Annotated in this window: 14 protein-coding genes; 5 read left to right on the top strand and 9 right to left on the bottom strand. The window is 60.8% G+C overall.

Annotated elements, in window-relative coordinates; genetic code table 11:
* Positions 1–3: 3 nt before the first annotated feature.
* On the top strand, positions 4–1,431 hold the full coding sequence (locus V0R60_RS19230; protein WP_136476817.1) for a cbb3-type cytochrome c oxidase subunit I: 1,428 nt from the start codon (positions 4–6) through the stop codon (positions 1,429–1,431).
* A gap of 77 nt (positions 1,432–1,508) precedes the next feature.
* Positions 1,509–3,347, top strand: a complete 1,839-nt coding sequence (locus V0R60_RS19225; protein ID WP_330079967.1) for a nitric oxide reductase activation protein NorD — start codon at positions 1,509–1,511, stop codon at positions 3,345–3,347.
* Positions 3,348–3,354: 7 nt separating this feature from the next.
* On the opposite strand, the gene V0R60_RS19220 is transcribed toward V0R60_RS19225, so the two are convergent.
* Positions 3,355–3,546 carry a protein DnrP gene (locus tag V0R60_RS19220; RefSeq protein WP_136476815.1) on the bottom strand — a complete coding sequence of 64 codons (192 nt, stop codon included), beginning with the start codon at positions 3,544–3,546 and terminating at the stop codon, positions 3,355–3,357.
* A complete protein-coding gene (locus V0R60_RS19215) occupies positions 3,543–4,226 on the bottom strand; it encodes a Crp/Fnr family transcriptional regulator (protein WP_136476814.1) in 684 nt (227 codons plus the stop codon). The genes V0R60_RS19220 and V0R60_RS19215 overlap by 4 nt, the downstream gene beginning before the upstream one ends.
* A 484-nt stretch (positions 4,227–4,710) precedes the next feature.
* On the opposite strand from V0R60_RS19215, the gene V0R60_RS19210 reads away from it, so the two are divergent.
* Positions 4,711–5,901 (top strand): NnrS family protein, encoded by a 1,191-nt coding sequence (locus tag V0R60_RS19210; protein WP_136476813.1) that lies wholly within the window; start codon positions 4,711–4,713, stop codon positions 5,899–5,901.
* A gap of 24 nt (positions 5,902–5,925) precedes the next feature.
* A complete protein-coding gene (locus tag V0R60_RS19205) occupies positions 5,926–6,363 on the top strand; it encodes a CopD family copper resistance protein (protein WP_136476812.1) in 438 nt (145 codons plus the stop codon).
* A 20-nt stretch (positions 6,364–6,383) separates the two neighbouring features.
* Here the strand turns inward: V0R60_RS19205 and V0R60_RS19200 are convergent, their stop codons facing one another.
* The 6 genes from V0R60_RS19200 to fdnG form a co-directional block, all read right to left on the bottom strand.
* Positions 6,384–7,925 carry an FAD-dependent oxidoreductase gene (locus V0R60_RS19200; protein WP_330079968.1) on the bottom strand — a complete coding sequence of 514 codons (1,542 nt, stop codon included), beginning with the start codon at positions 7,923–7,925 and terminating at the stop codon, positions 6,384–6,386.
* Positions 7,926–8,009: 84 nt separating this feature from the next.
* Entirely contained in the window at positions 8,010–8,237 is a 228-nt protein-coding gene (locus V0R60_RS19195; protein WP_136476810.1) for a hypothetical protein, read from the bottom strand.
* Between the two features lie 66 nt (positions 8,238–8,303).
* Positions 8,304–9,215 carry a formate dehydrogenase accessory protein FdhE gene (fdhE, locus tag V0R60_RS19190; RefSeq protein WP_330079969.1) on the bottom strand — a complete coding sequence of 304 codons (912 nt, stop codon included), beginning with the start codon at positions 9,213–9,215 and terminating at the stop codon, positions 8,304–8,306.
* Positions 9,212–9,856: a formate dehydrogenase subunit gamma gene (locus tag V0R60_RS19185; protein WP_330079970.1), complete on the bottom strand. Its 645-nt coding sequence runs from the start codon at positions 9,854–9,856 to the stop codon at positions 9,212–9,214. The genes fdhE and V0R60_RS19185 overlap by 4 nt, the downstream gene beginning before the upstream one ends.
* Positions 9,853–10,749 (bottom strand): formate dehydrogenase subunit beta, encoded by an 897-nt coding sequence (gene fdxH, locus V0R60_RS19180; protein WP_136476807.1) that lies wholly within the window; start codon positions 10,747–10,749, stop codon positions 9,853–9,855. The genes V0R60_RS19185 and fdxH overlap by 4 nt, the downstream gene beginning before the upstream one ends.
* Positions 10,750–10,759: 10 nt before the next feature.
* Positions 10,760–13,810, bottom strand: coding sequence for a formate dehydrogenase-N subunit alpha (gene fdnG / locus V0R60_RS19175; RefSeq protein WP_330079971.1), 3,051 nt, complete (start codon positions 13,808–13,810; stop codon positions 10,760–10,762).
* Positions 13,811–14,260: 450 nt separating this feature from the next.
* On the opposite strand from fdnG, the gene V0R60_RS19170 reads away from it, so the two are divergent.
* The gene (locus tag V0R60_RS19170; protein ID WP_136476805.1) at positions 14,261–14,476 is read left to right on the top strand and encodes a TOBE domain-containing protein; all 216 of its coding nucleotides are present in this window, start codon (positions 14,261–14,263) and stop codon (positions 14,474–14,476) included.
* Here the strand turns inward: V0R60_RS19170 and V0R60_RS19165 are convergent.
* Positions 14,471–15,088: a helix-turn-helix transcriptional regulator gene (locus V0R60_RS19165; protein WP_136476804.1), complete on the bottom strand. Its 618-nt coding sequence runs from the start codon at positions 15,086–15,088 to the stop codon at positions 14,471–14,473. The genes V0R60_RS19170 and V0R60_RS19165 overlap by 6 nt on opposite strands.
* Between the last annotated feature and the right edge of the window lie 7 nt (positions 15,089–15,095).

Raw genomic sequence — 15,095 nt, 5'->3', positions numbered from 1 at the left:
GTGATGAGTACTGCCAATCCCCATCTTAAATTCGCTTCGCAGGCCGTCGCCAAGCCATACTTTGTATTTGCCCTGATCCTGTTTCTCGGTCAGGTGCTGTTCGGTTTGATCATGGGCCTGCAATACGTGATCGGTGACTTCCTGTTCCCGGCCATTCCCTTCAACGTGGCGCGCATGGTGCACACCAACCTGCTGATTGTCTGGTTGCTGTTCGGTTTCATGGGCGCGGCCTATTACCTGATTCCGGAAGAGGCCGATCGCGAGCTGCATAGCCCGAAACTGGCAATCGTATTGTTCTGGGTGTTCGCCGCCGCAGGTGTGCTGACGATCCTCGGCTACCTGCTGGTACCCTACGCCGGCCTTGCCAGACTGACCCACAACGAATTGCTGCCGACCATGGGGCGCGAGTTCCTCGAGCAACCAACCATCACCAAAATGGGTATCGTGGTGGTGTGCCTGGGTTTTCTCTACAACATCGGCATGACCTTGCTCAAAGGCCGCAAGACCACCGTCAGCATGGTCATGATGACCGGGTTGATCGGTTTGGCGGTGTTCTTCCTGTTCTCCTTCTACAACCCCGGTAACCTGGCACGTGACAAGTTCTACTGGTGGTGGGTTGTGCACCTGTGGGTGGAAGGGGTGTGGGAACTGATCATGGGCTCGATGCTGGCGTTCGTGCTGATCAAGATCACCGGTGTCGATCGCGAGGTCGTGGAGAAGTGGCTGTACGTGATCATCGCCATGGCCCTGATCACCGGCATCATCGGTACCGGCCACCACTTCTTCTGGATCGGTGCGCCTGAAGTCTGGTTGTGGGTTGGCTCGATCTTCTCGGCAATGGAGCCGCTGCCGTTCCTGGCGATGGTGCTGTTTGCCTTCACCATGGTTCGTAACCGCCGTCGGCAACACCCTAATCGTGCCGCCACGCTGTGGGCCAAGGGCACGACGGTAACAGCGTTCTTTGGGGCGGGTGTCTGGGGTTTTCTGCATACCCTGGCGCCAGTGAACTTCTATACCCACGGCACGCAGCTGACCGCAGCTCACGGTCACCTGGCGTTCTACGGTGCTTACGCAATGATCGTCATGACCCTCATCAGCTACGCCATGCCGCGCCTGCGTGGCTTGGGTGAGGCCGCCGATGAGCGTTCGCAGACCCTGGAGGTGTGGGGTTTCTGGCTGATGACCTTGTCGATGGTAATGATCACTCTGTTGCTCACCGCTGCCGGCGTGGTGCAGGTGATGTTGCAACGCTGGGCCGAGGACGGCAGCGCCATGCCATTCATGTCCACCACCGAACACCTGCGCGGGCTGTTCTGGGCACGCCTGGTCAGTGGCGTGGGCTTTATGGCCGGGCTGTTGTGCTACCTGCTGAGTTTCCGCCAGCGTGGGCGGGCGGCATTGCGCGCACCGGCACGGGTGGTGCCGTCATGATCGGTAGCTGCAAGTAACAAGCAACGGCCCGGCTACTGCAGCGGGCCGTTTTCTGCGTTGAAAACACAGGAGGCAACATGGCGTTCACCCTTGAGCTGGAGGAGTGGGTCGGCAGTGTCTGGCATCGCTTCATCACCCGCCGCGCCAACCCGGACTTCCCTGAAGCGAGTGTCGATCTGGCCTCTCGACAGCGCGCCTTGACCCTGTTGTTTCGCGCCATGGGCGGGCCCGCGAACCAAGGTGTGGAAGCAGCCAGTGAGCGTGACCTGCTGCTACGCCGCACACTGTTGCAACAGATCGCTGGCACCTGCAAACAGGTACCGCTGGCCTGGTGTGATGGCCAAAACCTACGCCTGCCCGGCCACCTGGCGGTGTTCCCCGAGGCCAGCTTGAACGAGGCGCTTTATCGCTGGCTGGCGCTGCTGGCGGCGCACTCGGAACCGATGCGGCACTGGGGGCGTGACAACCAGCGCTGGACCCAAACCCTGCTGCAGCGCTACCCGGCGCTGCTGCCGCGTTATCAGCGTCTGGTCGAGGCTCACCTGCAGTTACGCCCGGACCCTGACTCCCTGAGTCCGGCTGAAGCGGCCCTGGAGCGTGCCCTGTGCCAGGCCCTGCGCGAGCCGGGCAGCGTCAGTGAGTTTCCGCGCAGCGAGCGCGCAGCGTGGCCGGTGCCGCTGTGGTTGTACCCGCCGCTGCACATGCCCGGCGCCCAGGCCGGGGAGCTGGAAGACACCGACGAACATCTGGCGACTCCACCGGGTGAGCAGCGTAGCGGGCGCAAGCGCGCTACGCGAATCGATGAAACCCGGCGCGAGGGCGGGCTGTTGATCGTGCGTCTGGAGAACCTGTTCAGTTGGACCGAGCACGTCGACCTCGATCGCTGGTCGGACGACAGCGAAGACCCTGATGCCGCCCGGGTTGCCGACGACCTTGACCAACTGACCCTTTCTCGCACCCGCTTGCGCAAGGGCGGGGGCCTCAAGTTGCACCTGGATTTGCCGCCTGCCGATGTCGACGATATTCCGCTGGGCGAGGGCATAAAGCTGCCGGAATGGGACTATCGCACGGGGCGACTGCAACCGAATTTCGTCAATCTGCAGATGTTCGAACCCAGGGATTCCCAGGCGCAACCCTTGCCGCCCCGGTTACAGCCCGCAGCACGGCGTCTGCAACGTCAATTCGAGCAGTTGCGCAACGACCGTCAATGGTTGCGCCAGCAGCCGCAGGGCTCTGAGTTGGATCTGCAGGCCTGGCTGGACTTCTACGTCGAGCGCAGTCACGGTCAATGTGCCGAGCGCGGCTTGTTCCTGGCGCAACGGCAGACGCGCCGCGATCTGGCCTGTCTGCTATTGGCGGACGTGTCGATGTCCACCGACGCGCACATCAACGATGAAAGCCGAGTAATCGAAGTTATTCGCGACAGCTTGTTGTTGTTCGGCGAAACCCTCTCGACGCTGGGCGATGACTTTGCCTTGTACGGGTTTTCCTCGCTACGTCGCCAACAGGTTCGCCTGCAGGCGCTCAAGACGTTCGAACAGCGCTATGACGACAGTACACGCGGGAAAATCCAAGGGCTAACGCCAGGCTACTACACGCGCATGGGTGCTGCTATTCGCCAGGCGACCCGCCTGCTTGGCGCTAGCAAGCGCAGACGCAAACTGCTACTGCTGGTCACCGATGGCAAGCCCAATGATCTGGATTTGTACGAGGGGCGCTATGGTGTCGAGGACACCCGCGAGGCAGTACGCGAGGCGCGGCGTCAGGGCCTGATCCCGTTCTGCATCACCATCGACCGAAAAGCGCAGGAGTATCTGCCGTACATGTTCGGCAGCAATGGCTATAGCCTGATTCGTCAGCCTGAACAGTTGCCGCTGCGATTGCCGCAACTGTATCGGCAGTTAACCCAGCCTTGAGCAGTATCTAGCGTGGCAACCACAACACCATTGCCACGCAGAACAGGGTCAGGCCGATGCAGAACCACAAAAAGCGCAACTGCTGTTTTGCCGCTGCATGGGCCGGGGAGGTTGGCAGCGGCATGCCGCATTGTTCACATTCAACGCCATGGATGGGGTTGCTGTGTTGGCAATACAGGCAGACGGGCAGAGCCTTCATTCGAACTGCTCCAGCCGTGAACGATCGAGAATGACGATATGCCGGCCTTCCTGGGTGATGACCTTTTCATCGATCAAACGACGGATAATGCGCGAGAACGTTTCCGGCTGAATCGACAGATGGCCTGCGATCAGTTGCTTGGCCATTGGCAGTTCGAACTGCGTTTCGACCGGTTGAACCTGCATCATTTGCGTGAGCAGATAACGCACTACGCGGTGGGTCGCGTTCTTGAGTGACAAGGTTTCTATTTCATTGACCCGTTGGTGCAAGCGCACGCACAGCTTGCCCAGCAGCGCGAAGGTCAGCCGGCTGTTGCTCTGCAGCAGGCGCAGGTAGGTGCTGTTGGACAACCGATACAATTGCGACGGCGCGATGGCTTCGGCCGAGGCCACATAGTTGGGTGTGTCCATCAACATCATGGCTTCGGCAAAGGTCTGCCGAGGACCGATGACCTCGAACACTTTCTCCTGGCCGTCCGGCGTCAGGCGGTAGATTTTTACCGCGCCGGCAATCACAAAATAAAACCCTTCAGCCGGCTCGCCTTGCCGAAACAGCGGTTCCCCCTTGTCGACGCTGAGTAATTGGCTGGAAGCCATCAGCTCGTCGAGTTGCTCGTCATTGAGCGGCTCGAACAAGTGATGACTGCGCAGAATCTGGTGATGGACACGGTGAAGGACCATGAGCGTTCATCCTGAGGCGAGTTAAAAGAGGACTCAGATAAGACCGAGGGCAACGTTGCTGGCGATCGCGATGAACGATCCCAGGGCGGCGAACCATGCCAATGGCTGGATGATGTTTCTCATGTGAACTCCAAACGAATGACTGATGGGGCTTATCAGCAAGAGTCGGACCAGGCTCAAGCCCGCAGACTGTCAGCTTTTGCCGAACTGTAGGGTAAAAATAACCCTGTTATGAAGGGTCAAAACAACCATCTAAGGGTAATTTATACCCGGTTTGTTGGCTGCATCGCGAGATCGAGCCAGCAAATGCGCAGGGGCACGGCTCTTGCACAATCGAGCATGAAGCAGCGATGGGCAGCTTACGCAGTTGTAGCCAGCACGCGTTGACGTGCGACAAGGGCTAGGCTCACTAAATCGTAGACGATAACGCCGGGATAGGTTTCGCCCTGGGGCACCCCGGCAACAGGGTTAAGGAGTGGTGTCAATGCAAGTACTTGATCGCCGTAAAGCAATGGCCATCGTGCCCTTGTTGCGTCTGGCGTTCCGGCCATTCTTCCTCGGTGGCTGTGGCTTGGCTTTGCTGGCAATTCCGCTGTGGCTGGCAGCCTTGCACGGCTCGCTGGGCGATTGGCAGCCCGCCGGTGGCTGGCTGGCCTGGCACCGTCATGAACTGTTGTTCGGTTTTGGCCTGGCGATCATTGCTGGCTTCTTGCTCACCGCCGTGCAGACCTGGACCGGCCAACCGGGTATCAGTGGCAAGCCTTTGGCGGCCCTGGCTGCACTGTGGCTGGGGGCACGGGTTGCCTGGTTGGTGAATGCGCCCTGGCCCGTGCTGGTGGTGCTGGAGCTGGCATTCCCGCTGGTAGTGGCGGTGCTGATGGCGGTCACGCTGTGGCGGGTACGGCAGAAGCGCAACTACCCCATCGTGCTGCTGTTGCTGCTGCTCACCGTGGTCGATGCGGTGGCGGTGTACGGCTTGGTCCAAGGCAACGACGGCTGGCAGCGCCAGGGTGTGCTGGGCGGTATCTGGCTGGTGGCGGCGATGATGGTGATGATTGGCGGGCGGGTGATTCCGTTCTTCACCCAGCGTGGCCTGGGACGGGTCGATGCGGTGGCGCCGTGGCCGTGGCTGGATTGGCTGCTGTTGGCAGGTTCTGCGCTGATAGCACTGTTGTATATCACTGGCCCGGCGCTACTGCCCAATGTCGGGGTGGGGGTGTTGTTCGCGGTACTGACCCTTGGCCACGCGGTGCGTCTGTGGCGCTGGCATGATCGCGGGCTGTGGAAGGTCCCGCTGTTGTGGTCGTTGCATGTGGCCTATGCCTGGATGGCGCTGGCGTGCCTGGGCATGGCCTTGTGGCACCTTGGCGTTGCGATCAACCCCAGCCTTGCGGTGCATAGCCTGACAGTGGGCGCCATCGGTGGGTTGATCCTGGCAATGGTTACCCGCGTCAGCCTTGGGCATACCGGCAGGCCACTGCAGCCACCGGCAGGGATGACTCTGGCATTCGCGCTGCTCAATCTTGGCGGCCTTAGCCGGGTGCTCGTGGTGCAGTGGTTCCCTTTGCAGGGCCTGTGGCTGGCCGGGTTGTGCTGGACACTGGCGTTTGCCTTGTATGCGTGGCGTTACGCGCCAATGCTTATGCGTGCGCGGGTTGACGGTCATCCAGGATAACGACGCCAGAGCAGGAGGCTGACAATGTACTACCCCTATATTTTGGTTATTCACTTGCTGGCGGCGATCGCCTTTATCGGCACACTGTTTTTTGAAGTGTTCATCTGGCATACCGCGCGTCAGCAAGTTTCCGAGACTGCTCAGGGCGCAGCTGACCAGGCGATCTCCAGCCGTTCGCGTAAAGTGCTGCATGCTGTCGTGCTGGTGCTGTATGGCGCCGGTATCGGTCTTGCCTGGCATCATCGCGGCGCTCTCAGCCAGCCGCTGGCGAGCAGCTTTGCCACGCTGCTCAGCCTGAAGATCATCCTCGCCTTGAGCATCATTGGCCACTACCTGCTGCTGGCGTATCTGCTCAAGCGCCAGCGCCTGACTCAGGCTCGCGCCCGTTGGATTCGTTGCAGTATTCTCGGTCACATGCTGTTGATCGTGATATTGGCCAAGGCCATGTTCTACTGGCATTGATCACAGGCTAACGCTTGCGCTCACCTGTTCGGGTTATCGACGGGCAGGTTGAGGCCACGCTCGGCAAAATAGGTTTCCAGCACTGCTGCGTCGGCATTGCCCCAGGCAAGCGCGATGTAGGTGTCTGGCCGTATCAGGTACACCGCGTCGCGTACCAGCCCAGCAGCTTCGTGGGCCGGGCTCCAGACAAATACATCCACGGGTATGCCGCGACCGCTGCACCATTGCACCAGACTTGCGCTGACAGCGCCGTAAACCTGCACTTGCCAACAGATACGGCTCAGGCCGCTGAAATTATCGCGCCCGTCTTCGGCGACCCAGGGCAGGCGGTCGCCGCCCTGGAGTGAGCCTGCATCGCCGTAGCTCAACGGCATGTAGCGATAGTTCAGGGTGATTTGCGAGACGGTGCGGAACAGAAACGCCTGGGCTGACCTGAAGGCCAACACCCGCGGCAGCATGCGCGGGGCCAGACGGGTGCGTAACAGGGCTGCCAGGCGACCATCGGCGGTGACAAAGTTGAACACCTGGTCGGTGGTGGCCACCAGGCGCTGGGCGAAGGCACTGCGCTCGATCTGGTAAGTGTCCAGCAGGCTTTGCCGGGCTTCGCCGCGCAGGACGCTGGCCAGCTTCCAGGCAAGATTGATGGCATCGCCAATACCGGTGTTCATGCCCTGGCCGCCGGCCGGGCTGTGTATATGGGCGGCATCGCCGAGCAGGAACGTACGCTGTTGACTGAAGTGTTCCGCCACCCGATGGTGTACCCGATAGGTAGAGAACCAGTTGACCTGCTGGACCTGGACATTCATGTGCTCGATGGCACGATGGCTGACATCGTCGAAGCGCAATTGCTCGGGGTGCTCGGCGCGTGCGTCGCGCACGGTACCGATCAGCCGGGCTCGGCCATCTCCGGCCAAAGGGAAAACCGCGAGAAAGTCCGCTTCGTCGAGGTCGACGTGCAGCTCGCCGTTCAGCGCCGGGCCCGAGGCCTGCACGTCGGCAACATAGAACACTTGCTGGTAGGTTCCACCGGGAAAACCAATGCCAAGAGCCTTGCGCACTGTCGAGCCAGCGCCGTCGCATCCGGCCAGATAACTGGCCTGGCAGTGCTCCTGCGTGCCGTCAGCATGGCGCAAGCGGGCCTTGATACCCTGGTTATCTTGGCTGAAGTCGCTCAGTTCGGTGTTGCGTTCCACGTCGACTGCGAAGCCCTGAAGGCGGTCGATCAGCAGCTGTTCATGTTCATCCTGCGGGTAAATGTGCAGGAAGGGGTAGGGCGTGAAACCAGCGCCGATGCTGTTCAGGGGCAGGCGGGCCGCGGCATGGCCCTTGACCCAGAGGTTGGCCGCGGGCACCTGGCGGCCGCGCTCGACGATAGTCGTGGTCAAATCCAGCTGGCGGTACAGCTCCAGGGTTCGTGCCTGCACCGCTAATGCCCGGGACGTGGTGCCGGGGCCGCTGGTCTTGTCGATGATGCGCACGCTCACGCCTTGTTTGCTCAACCACAAGGCCAGCACCAGGCCGGTAGGCCCGGCGCCGATGATCAGTACTTCACAGCGCTTCATTGCATGTGCTCCATTCAAGAAGAACTGGAACTCATCCAAGTGTAAGTCTACTGTCGGGATTTGTCCGTCGCCTGCGGCGCCGGGTTATTCGGCCTTGGCGCGTACGATGCGCCCGCTCTTGATCTCGTCGGCGTAGGCATGAAGCTTGTCCGAGTCCTTGTACAGGCGATTCATCAGGTGCAGTACGGCAACAACATCGACACCCTCGATTCGTTCGGCCAGTTTGCTGATTTCGCCGGCAGTGCGCTCAAGGTTGGAGGCGACGCTTTTCAGGTCGCGCTTGAGTTCGGCGGAAGATTTTTTCAAGGCCATGAGGGTCTCCGGGGGATTGGGTGTAGGTTACCGCGGGGCAATTCGACGTGCCCCGCGATGCTTGCTTCAACCAGGAAACAAAAACGGACTGACGCCACTGCGGCCGAATCCCTCACGCTCAACCTCGGCATCGAGGGCGAGGGAGGCGAGGTCATCGGCCAGCAGTTCCTGGTCACGGTCCTTTTCCGGGTAGAAGACTTTCAGGTAGCTGTGACAATCGTTGCAGCTTTCCGCTTTGATCGCGGCATCCTGACGTTCCAGCGACCAGTAGTCCAGTGCGCCGGTGGCTTCACAGTTGCTGCATTTGACCCGGACCATGTGCCAGCGGCATTCGCACAGGCTACATTGCAGGTAGCGCAGGCCGGCCTGGGAGCCGGTCATCACCACGCTGGCGACCGGGGCGCTTGTGCATACCGGGCAGTGCTGGCGTTGCTCGCCGATGACAGCACTGGCCGAAGCAGGCAGGGCGCTGGCCAACTGCGTGAAGTACAGCGACAGCGCCGCCCACAGGAACAGTGCTTGGCCGCTGCCAACCTGCTCGTAGCCGCCGGCCAGCAAGGCGCTGGCCAGTTGCTCCAATTGCGCTGGGCTATGGGCGCCGAGGCTGTCCAGGATGCTGCGCACGTTCGGGTTGGCGTCGCTGTACAGCCGTTCGATCACACCTTGCAGCAGTTGTTGCCAATACGGGGCGCGTGGGTAGTTGGCCGTGGCCAACGGCGCCTGGCCGCTACCCACGCGGTGCGCAAGGCCGTCAGCCAGTGCCTGTGGCAATGGCAGGCGTTCAAGCAAGTGCTGCTGGGCGTCTACCAGTTGTGCGCAAAAACCGAGGTAGTCGCCCATGGCATGGGTGTCGGCAAGCTCACGTAGACGGACAGCACGCTTGGCGTAGCGGTCCGTGAGCGATGGCAACAGTACGGGCGCAATCTGGGCGATGCCGCCGCTAGGTGTTTGCACCGGGGTCATGTGGATACTGCTCATGGCTTGCTCCCGGTTTTGTTCTGTTTGTTGATCTGCCGGTACCAGCGGTCATGGTGGGTCTTGGCCCAGGTGCGGCTGACGTAGCCGGTGACCATGCCGCGAATCGAGCCCTTGACCCAGAACGCCAGGTAGGCATGACCGATGATCAGCAGAATCAGGGAAATACCTGCTACTGCGTGTACCAGAAGGCCGATACGAATGCTGGGGATCGAGAACAGCGGCGCGAAATACGGCCGCCAGATCACCACACCGCTGAGCAGCAACACCGTGATCAAGGTCATGATGCCCCAGAACAACACCTTCTGCCCGGCGTTGTATTTGCCGATGTTCAACGCCGGATCATGCTTGCCGGCCAGCACGTGCTTGACGTTCCTGAACCATTGCGCGTCTTCGCGCTCCGGCAGGTTGTAGCGAACGAAGCGCGCGAACAGGAACATCAGCAGGACGAACACCACCACGCCGAAAAAGGGGTGAAGAATACGTGCCAACTGCGGGGTGCCGAACACGGCGTTGAGGCCGTTGAACGAGGGGAAGAACCACGACAGGCCCGACAACGCCACGGCGAAAAAGCAGATCACCATGAACCAGTGGCAGGCGCGGTCGATAAAGCGGGTGCGCAGGATCAATTTGTCGGTGTTCATGCGTGGGTATCCTCCTCGTGCTTCTCGTCCTGTTCGTCGACCTCGTTGGGGCCCACGCCGATGTAATGGAACAGGGTGCCGGCGAGGGTGGCGAAAAACGCCGCGGCGGCCACCGGTTTCATCCAGCCTTTCCAACCCTGGATGGCAGTGCTGATGCGCGGGTCGGTTGGCAGCTTGTGATACAGCTGGGGTTTGTCCGCATGCTGCAGCACGTAGACCACGTGAGTGCCGCCTACGCCTTGCGGGTCATAGATTCCGGCACCGGCAAAACCGCGTCCCTGAAGCTCGGTGACCCGCTCGCCAGCCTGGTGCAGCATGTCCTGCTTGCTGCCGAAGTTGATCGCGCCGGTAGGGCAGGTCTTGACGCAGGCCGGTTCCTGGCCGACCGATACGCGGTCCACGCACAGCGTGCATTTGTAGGCCTTGTTGTCCTTCTGGCTGATGCGTGGCACATCGAAAGGGCAGCCGGCAATGCAGTAGCCGCAGCCGATGCAATGCTCGGACTGAAAATCGACGATGCCGTTGGCGTACTGAATGATCGCACCAGGCTGTGGACAAGCCTTCAGGCAGCCGGGGTCGGCGCAATGCATGCAGCCGTCCTTGCGGATCAGCCATTCAAGCTTGCCGCTTTCGTCTTCGACTTCATCGAAGCGCATCAGCGTCCAGGTTTCGGCAGACAGGTCCGCCGGGTTGTCGTACACCCCCACGTTGTGACCGACTTCGTCACGCAGGTCGTTCCACTCGTTGCACGCTACCTGGCAGGCCTTGCAGCCGATGCAGATACTCACGTCGATGAGCTTGGCCACTTCGGCCTGGTGGTCGCGGGTGTGTGGCGCCGGGGTCAACACGCTGGTGGCCGAGCGGCGGACAATGTCTTGGGATTGCATGGACATGGTTTCGCCCTCAGACCTTTTCAATATTCACGAGAAACGCCTTGTACTCGGGCGTATGGGTGTTCGAGTCGCCGATACCTGGGGTCAGCGTGTTGGCCAGGAAGCCCTTGCGGGTCGCGCCCTCGTAACCCCAATGACAAGGAATGCCGATGGTGTCGACATCCTGGCCATCAATGGCCAAGCGACGGATGCGTTTGGTCACCACGGCCTTGGCCTTGATGTAGCCGCGCTGAGTGCTGACCTTGACCATGTCGCCCTGGACAATGCCTTTGTCGGTGGCGAGCTTTTCGCCGATCTCGATGAACTGCTCCGGCTGGACGATGGCGTTCAGGCGGGCGTGCTTGGTCCAATGGCGGAACAACTCGGTAATTGAGTAGGTGGTTGCCACATAGGGGAAATCTTCACGTTTGCCCATGCGTTTGCGGTCGCTTTCATACACCCGCGCTGTGGGGCTGTAAGTGACGTTCGGGTGCAGTGGGTTGTGTGCCAGTGGGCTTTCGGTCGGTTCGTAGTGCTCGGGGAACGGGCCATCATTCATGGCGCCGACCGAGAACAGACGCCCCAGGCCTTCGGGCAGCATGATGAACGGGTTGGCCTTGCTGCCTGGTGCGGCAGTGACGGCGAAGTCAGGCACATCGACGCCGCTCCAGCGTTCGCCATCCCAACCGATCAGCTTGCGCTTCGGGTCCCACGGGTTGCCCTGCGGGTCGGCCGATGCGCGGTTGTAGAGGATACGGCGATTCTGCGGCCAGGCCCAGGCCCATGCCGGGGTGCAGCCCAGGCCGCTGTCGGCGTTGTCGCGACGGGCCATCTGGTTGCCTTGTTCGGTCCAGGAGCCGGCGAAAATCCAGTTGAAACACTGGGTGCTGCCGTCATCGCGCAATTGCGAGAAGTCGTCGAGCAACTGGCCCTTACGCAGGATCAACTTGCCTTGCTCATCGTGCAGGTCGGCCAGCGCACGGCCGTTGGATTCCTTGGCCACTTCTTCGGGCTTGGGATCGTAGGGGTCGGCATAGTCCCAGGCCATGTTGAGAATCGGGGCGGGGTTGGCGCCGCCTTCCTTTTCGTACAGTTCACGGATCTTCATGAACAGATGGCCGAGGATCTTACCGTCGTGCCAGGCTTCGCCGGGCGGCGCAGCACCTGCCCAGTGCCATTGCAACCAGCGCCCGGAGTTGACGATCGAGCCGTCTTCCTCGGCAAAGCAGGAAGAGGGCAGGCGGAACACTTCGGTCTGAATCGCCGCAGTGTCAACATCGTGCTGCTCACCGTGGTTCTGCCAGAAGCTGGACGTCTCGGTAGCCAGCGGGTCGATGATCACCAGGAACTTGAGCTTGGCCAGCGCGGCCTGGGCCTTGTTCTTGTCTGGGAAGGCGGCCACCGGGTTGAAGCCTTGGGCGATGTAGCCGTTGACCTTGCCCTCGTACATGAGGTTGCTGTAGTTGAGCACGTCGTAGCTGTCATCCCACTTGGGCAGCCAGTCGAAACCCCAGTCGTTGGCGGCTGTGGCCTTGTCGCCCCAGAAGCTTTTCATCATGCTGATGAAGAACTTGGGCGTGTGCTTGTAGTAGTTGACCTGATCTTCGAGCAGCGCGGTCGGCGTGGTCTGCTTGAGGTAGGTGGCAAGGCTGGTTTGCTGATCGGACGGCAGGTTCATGTAGCCCGGTAAACGGAGCGACAGCAGACCGAGGTCGGTGTAGCCCTGAATGTTGGAGTGCCCGCGCAGGGCGTTGACGCCACCGCCGGCCATGCCGATGTTGCCCAGCAGCAACTGGATCATGCCCGATCCGCGAATCATCTGTGCGCCGTTGGTGTGGTGGGTCCAGCCCAGGGCGTAGAGGAAGGTCGCGGTGCGGTCGGGTACGCAGGTACTGGCGAGAATATCGCAGATCTGCAGGAAATCTTCCTTGGGCGTACCGCAGATATTACTGACTACATCCGCGGTGTAACGGCTGACGTGGGACTTGAGCAGGTTCCATACGCAGCGCGGATGGCTTAGCGTCAGGTCGCGCTTGGCGTAGCCCTTGTCGTCGAGTTCGTAAGTCCAGGAACTGCGGTCGTAGCTGCGCTTTTCTTCGTCGTAGCCGCTGAACAGTCCGTCGTCGAAGTGGTAGTCCTCGCGTACGATAAGGCTGGCGTTGGTGTAGTGGCGCACATACTCGTGCTGGACCTTGTCCTGACTGATCAGGTAATTGACCACGCCCATCAGGAAGGTGACGTCGGAGCCTGCGCGGATTGGCGAGTAAATATCGGCGACCGCGGCGCTGCGGTTGAAGCGCGGGTCGACAACGATGACCTTGGCGCCATTGCGGATCTTCGCCTCGATCACCCACTTGAAACCCACCGGGTGCGCTTCGGCCGGGTTGCCACCCATGATCAACACCACATTGGCATTCTTGATGTCTACCCAGTTGTTGGTCATGGCGCCGCGCCCAAAGGTCGGCGCCAGGGCCGCTACGGTGGGCGCGTGACACACGCGGGCCTGGCTGTCGGTACCGAGAATGCCCAGGGCGCGCGTGAAGCGCTGGTCCAGCGAGCCGGTTTCGCTGCTGGCGGCCGAGGAACAGAGCATGCCGGTACTTAGCCAACGGTTGACCGTGGTGCCCTTGGCGTTCTTTTCGATGAAGTTGGCGTCGCGGTCATCCTTCATCAGCCGGGCGATACGCTCGATGGCGTGATCCCAGCTGATGCGCTGCCATTGGTCTGACCCGGGAGCGCGGTATTCAGGGAATAGCAGGCGCTGTTCACTGTGCACGTAATCGACCAGGCCCGCGCCTTTGGGGCACAGCGAACCGCGACTTACCGGGTGATCCGGGTCGCCTTCGATATGGAAGATGCGTGCCTTGGCATTTTTTGCACCGTCACCGAGGCTGTACATGAGAATCCCGCAACCCACCGAGCAATAGGTGCAGTTGTTGCGGGTTTCCTTGGCGCGCAGCAGTTTGTATTGGCGCGACTGGGTCGCCTGGGCCATGCCGGGGGCAAAGCCCAGGGTCGCGCACGTGGCGGTGGCAACACCAGCGGTACAGAGCTTGAAGAACTGACGTCTGCCGAGTCCCATGGTTATCTCCTTATTCTTTCGGCTGCACAAAACAGCGGGCATAGGTATGCCCGGCAACAAGGCGTCGCAAGCGCAGTTGGCTGAGGATGAGGTCACGATTGATGCAGGCCCTGTCTGGCGCAGGGCTCGGGTTACGCGGATGGCGGCTAGTGTATTCCCGTATGGAATGTAGGACTAATCAAGGGTGTTGATGGCCCTATCGAGCGCCTCTATCGCGACTCGTCCGCGGGTGGGCAAAGCCTTGTCCTGTCTATCTCGGGCATTGGCGGGCCATGCACAGGCTTAGACCAAAGTAGCATTCACCGTCCCTGCCTAGCCGGGGGCGACTTTCTCCGATATTCAATATAGATCTAACAAAATGATTAACTATTCTTTTTGGTTTTCTCGCTGAGCGTGCACTCTGCAGCTTAAGCACTGCGCCGCAGTGCACCCCGGAACGAGGAAGCAGGCATGACCATCAAGGCGATCAACGTACGCAATCAGTTCAAGGGCACGGTCAAGGAGATCATTGAAGGGCCAGTGGTGTCGGAGATCGACGTGCAGACACCCGCTGGCATTGTCACCTCGGTGATTACCACGCGTTCGGTACACGAACTGGAGCTGCGCGTGGGCAGCGAAGTGATTGCCTTCGTGAAATCCACCGAGGTGTCGATCGCCAAGTTATGAGGCGTCGCGTATCAGCTGAAATCGACAGACCTGGCCACCGCGCAGCATGCACTCCAGGTGCTGCACCTGCCCACCCCCCAGGCTGCCAATCAATGCCAGGTCGAGCTCACAGATTTGCGGGTGAGCTTCGGCCAACTGATGGAATACGCAGTTGTGAGCGACTATCTGCGTCGCTTCTCCCGAACGAAAAAACACTTCGGACTCATAGCCGACATCGTTCATGTGGTTGGCAATCTGTTGCTCATCGAGGCGAGTAGCACTCAGGTCTGCGGCCATCTTTCTACCCAGGCTGCGCATCAAGGCCACCAGGGCTTCATGGCCGATCAGGCTGGCGATTTCATCGATCAGCAAATTGGCCAGCAGGTGGTAGTGGCGCGGAAAAAGTTCTTTGCCACTGACGCTCAGGCGGTATAGCTGCTCGGGGCGCCGGCCAGTGGCACGCAGATCGCCGCGTACCACCAGACCGTCACGCTCCAGTGCGGCCAGGTGCTGGCGCACCGCTGTGCGGGTGACTGCAAGCTGGCTGGCCAGCTCTTCGATGCTCATGCCCGCGACCTTGTACAGCAGTGCCGAAAGCAGATCCTGTTGAGTGCGTCCGAGACCTTCGAACATCGACAGA

This window comes from Pseudomonas auratipiscis, from assembly GCF_036324085.1.
Taxonomy (GTDB): domain Bacteria; phylum Pseudomonadota; class Gammaproteobacteria; order Pseudomonadales; family Pseudomonadaceae; genus Aquipseudomonas; species Aquipseudomonas auratipiscis.
Note: the sequence above shows the minus strand (reverse complement) of the source record. Positions and strands in the feature narration are given on the sequence as shown.

Coding starts and splice junctions, on each gene's coding strand:
- V0R60_RS19165 (WP_136476804.1), bottom strand. CDS start 15,088: ATGTTCGAAGGTCTCGGACGCACTCAACAGGATCTGCTTTCGGCACTG.
- V0R60_RS19210 (WP_136476813.1), top strand. CDS start 4,711: ATGCAAGTACTTGATCGCCGTAAAGCAATGGCCATCGTGCCCTTGTTG.
- V0R60_RS19225 (WP_330079967.1), top strand. CDS start 1,509: ATGGCGTTCACCCTTGAGCTGGAGGAGTGGGTCGGCAGTGTCTGGCAT.
- fdhE (WP_330079969.1), bottom strand. CDS start 9,215: ATGAGCAGTATCCACATGACCCCGGTGCAAACACCTAGCGGCGGCATC.
- V0R60_RS19215 (WP_136476814.1), bottom strand. CDS start 4,226: ATGGTCCTTCACCGTGTCCATCACCAGATTCTGCGCAGTCATCACTTG.
- V0R60_RS19200 (WP_330079968.1), bottom strand. CDS start 7,925: ATGAAGCGCTGTGAAGTACTGATCATCGGCGCCGGGCCTACCGGCCTG.
- V0R60_RS19205 (WP_136476812.1), top strand. CDS start 5,926: ATGTACTACCCCTATATTTTGGTTATTCACTTGCTGGCGGCGATCGCC.
- fdnG (WP_330079971.1), bottom strand. CDS start 13,810: ATGGGACTCGGCAGACGTCAGTTCTTCAAGCTCTGTACCGCTGGTGTT.
- fdxH (WP_136476807.1), bottom strand. CDS start 10,749: ATGTCCATGCAATCCCAAGACATTGTCCGCCGCTCGGCCACCAGCGTG.
- V0R60_RS19230 (WP_136476817.1), top strand. CDS start 4: ATGAGTACTGCCAATCCCCATCTTAAATTCGCTTCGCAGGCCGTCGCC.
- V0R60_RS19220 (WP_136476815.1), bottom strand. CDS start 3,546: ATGAAGGCTCTGCCCGTCTGCCTGTATTGCCAACACAGCAACCCCATC.
- V0R60_RS19170 (WP_136476805.1), top strand. CDS start 14,261: ATGACCATCAAGGCGATCAACGTACGCAATCAGTTCAAGGGCACGGTC.
- V0R60_RS19195 (WP_136476810.1), bottom strand. CDS start 8,237: ATGGCCTTGAAAAAATCTTCCGCCGAACTCAAGCGCGACCTGAAAAGC.
- V0R60_RS19185 (WP_330079970.1), bottom strand. CDS start 9,856: ATGAACACCGACAAATTGATCCTGCGCACCCGCTTTATCGACCGCGCC.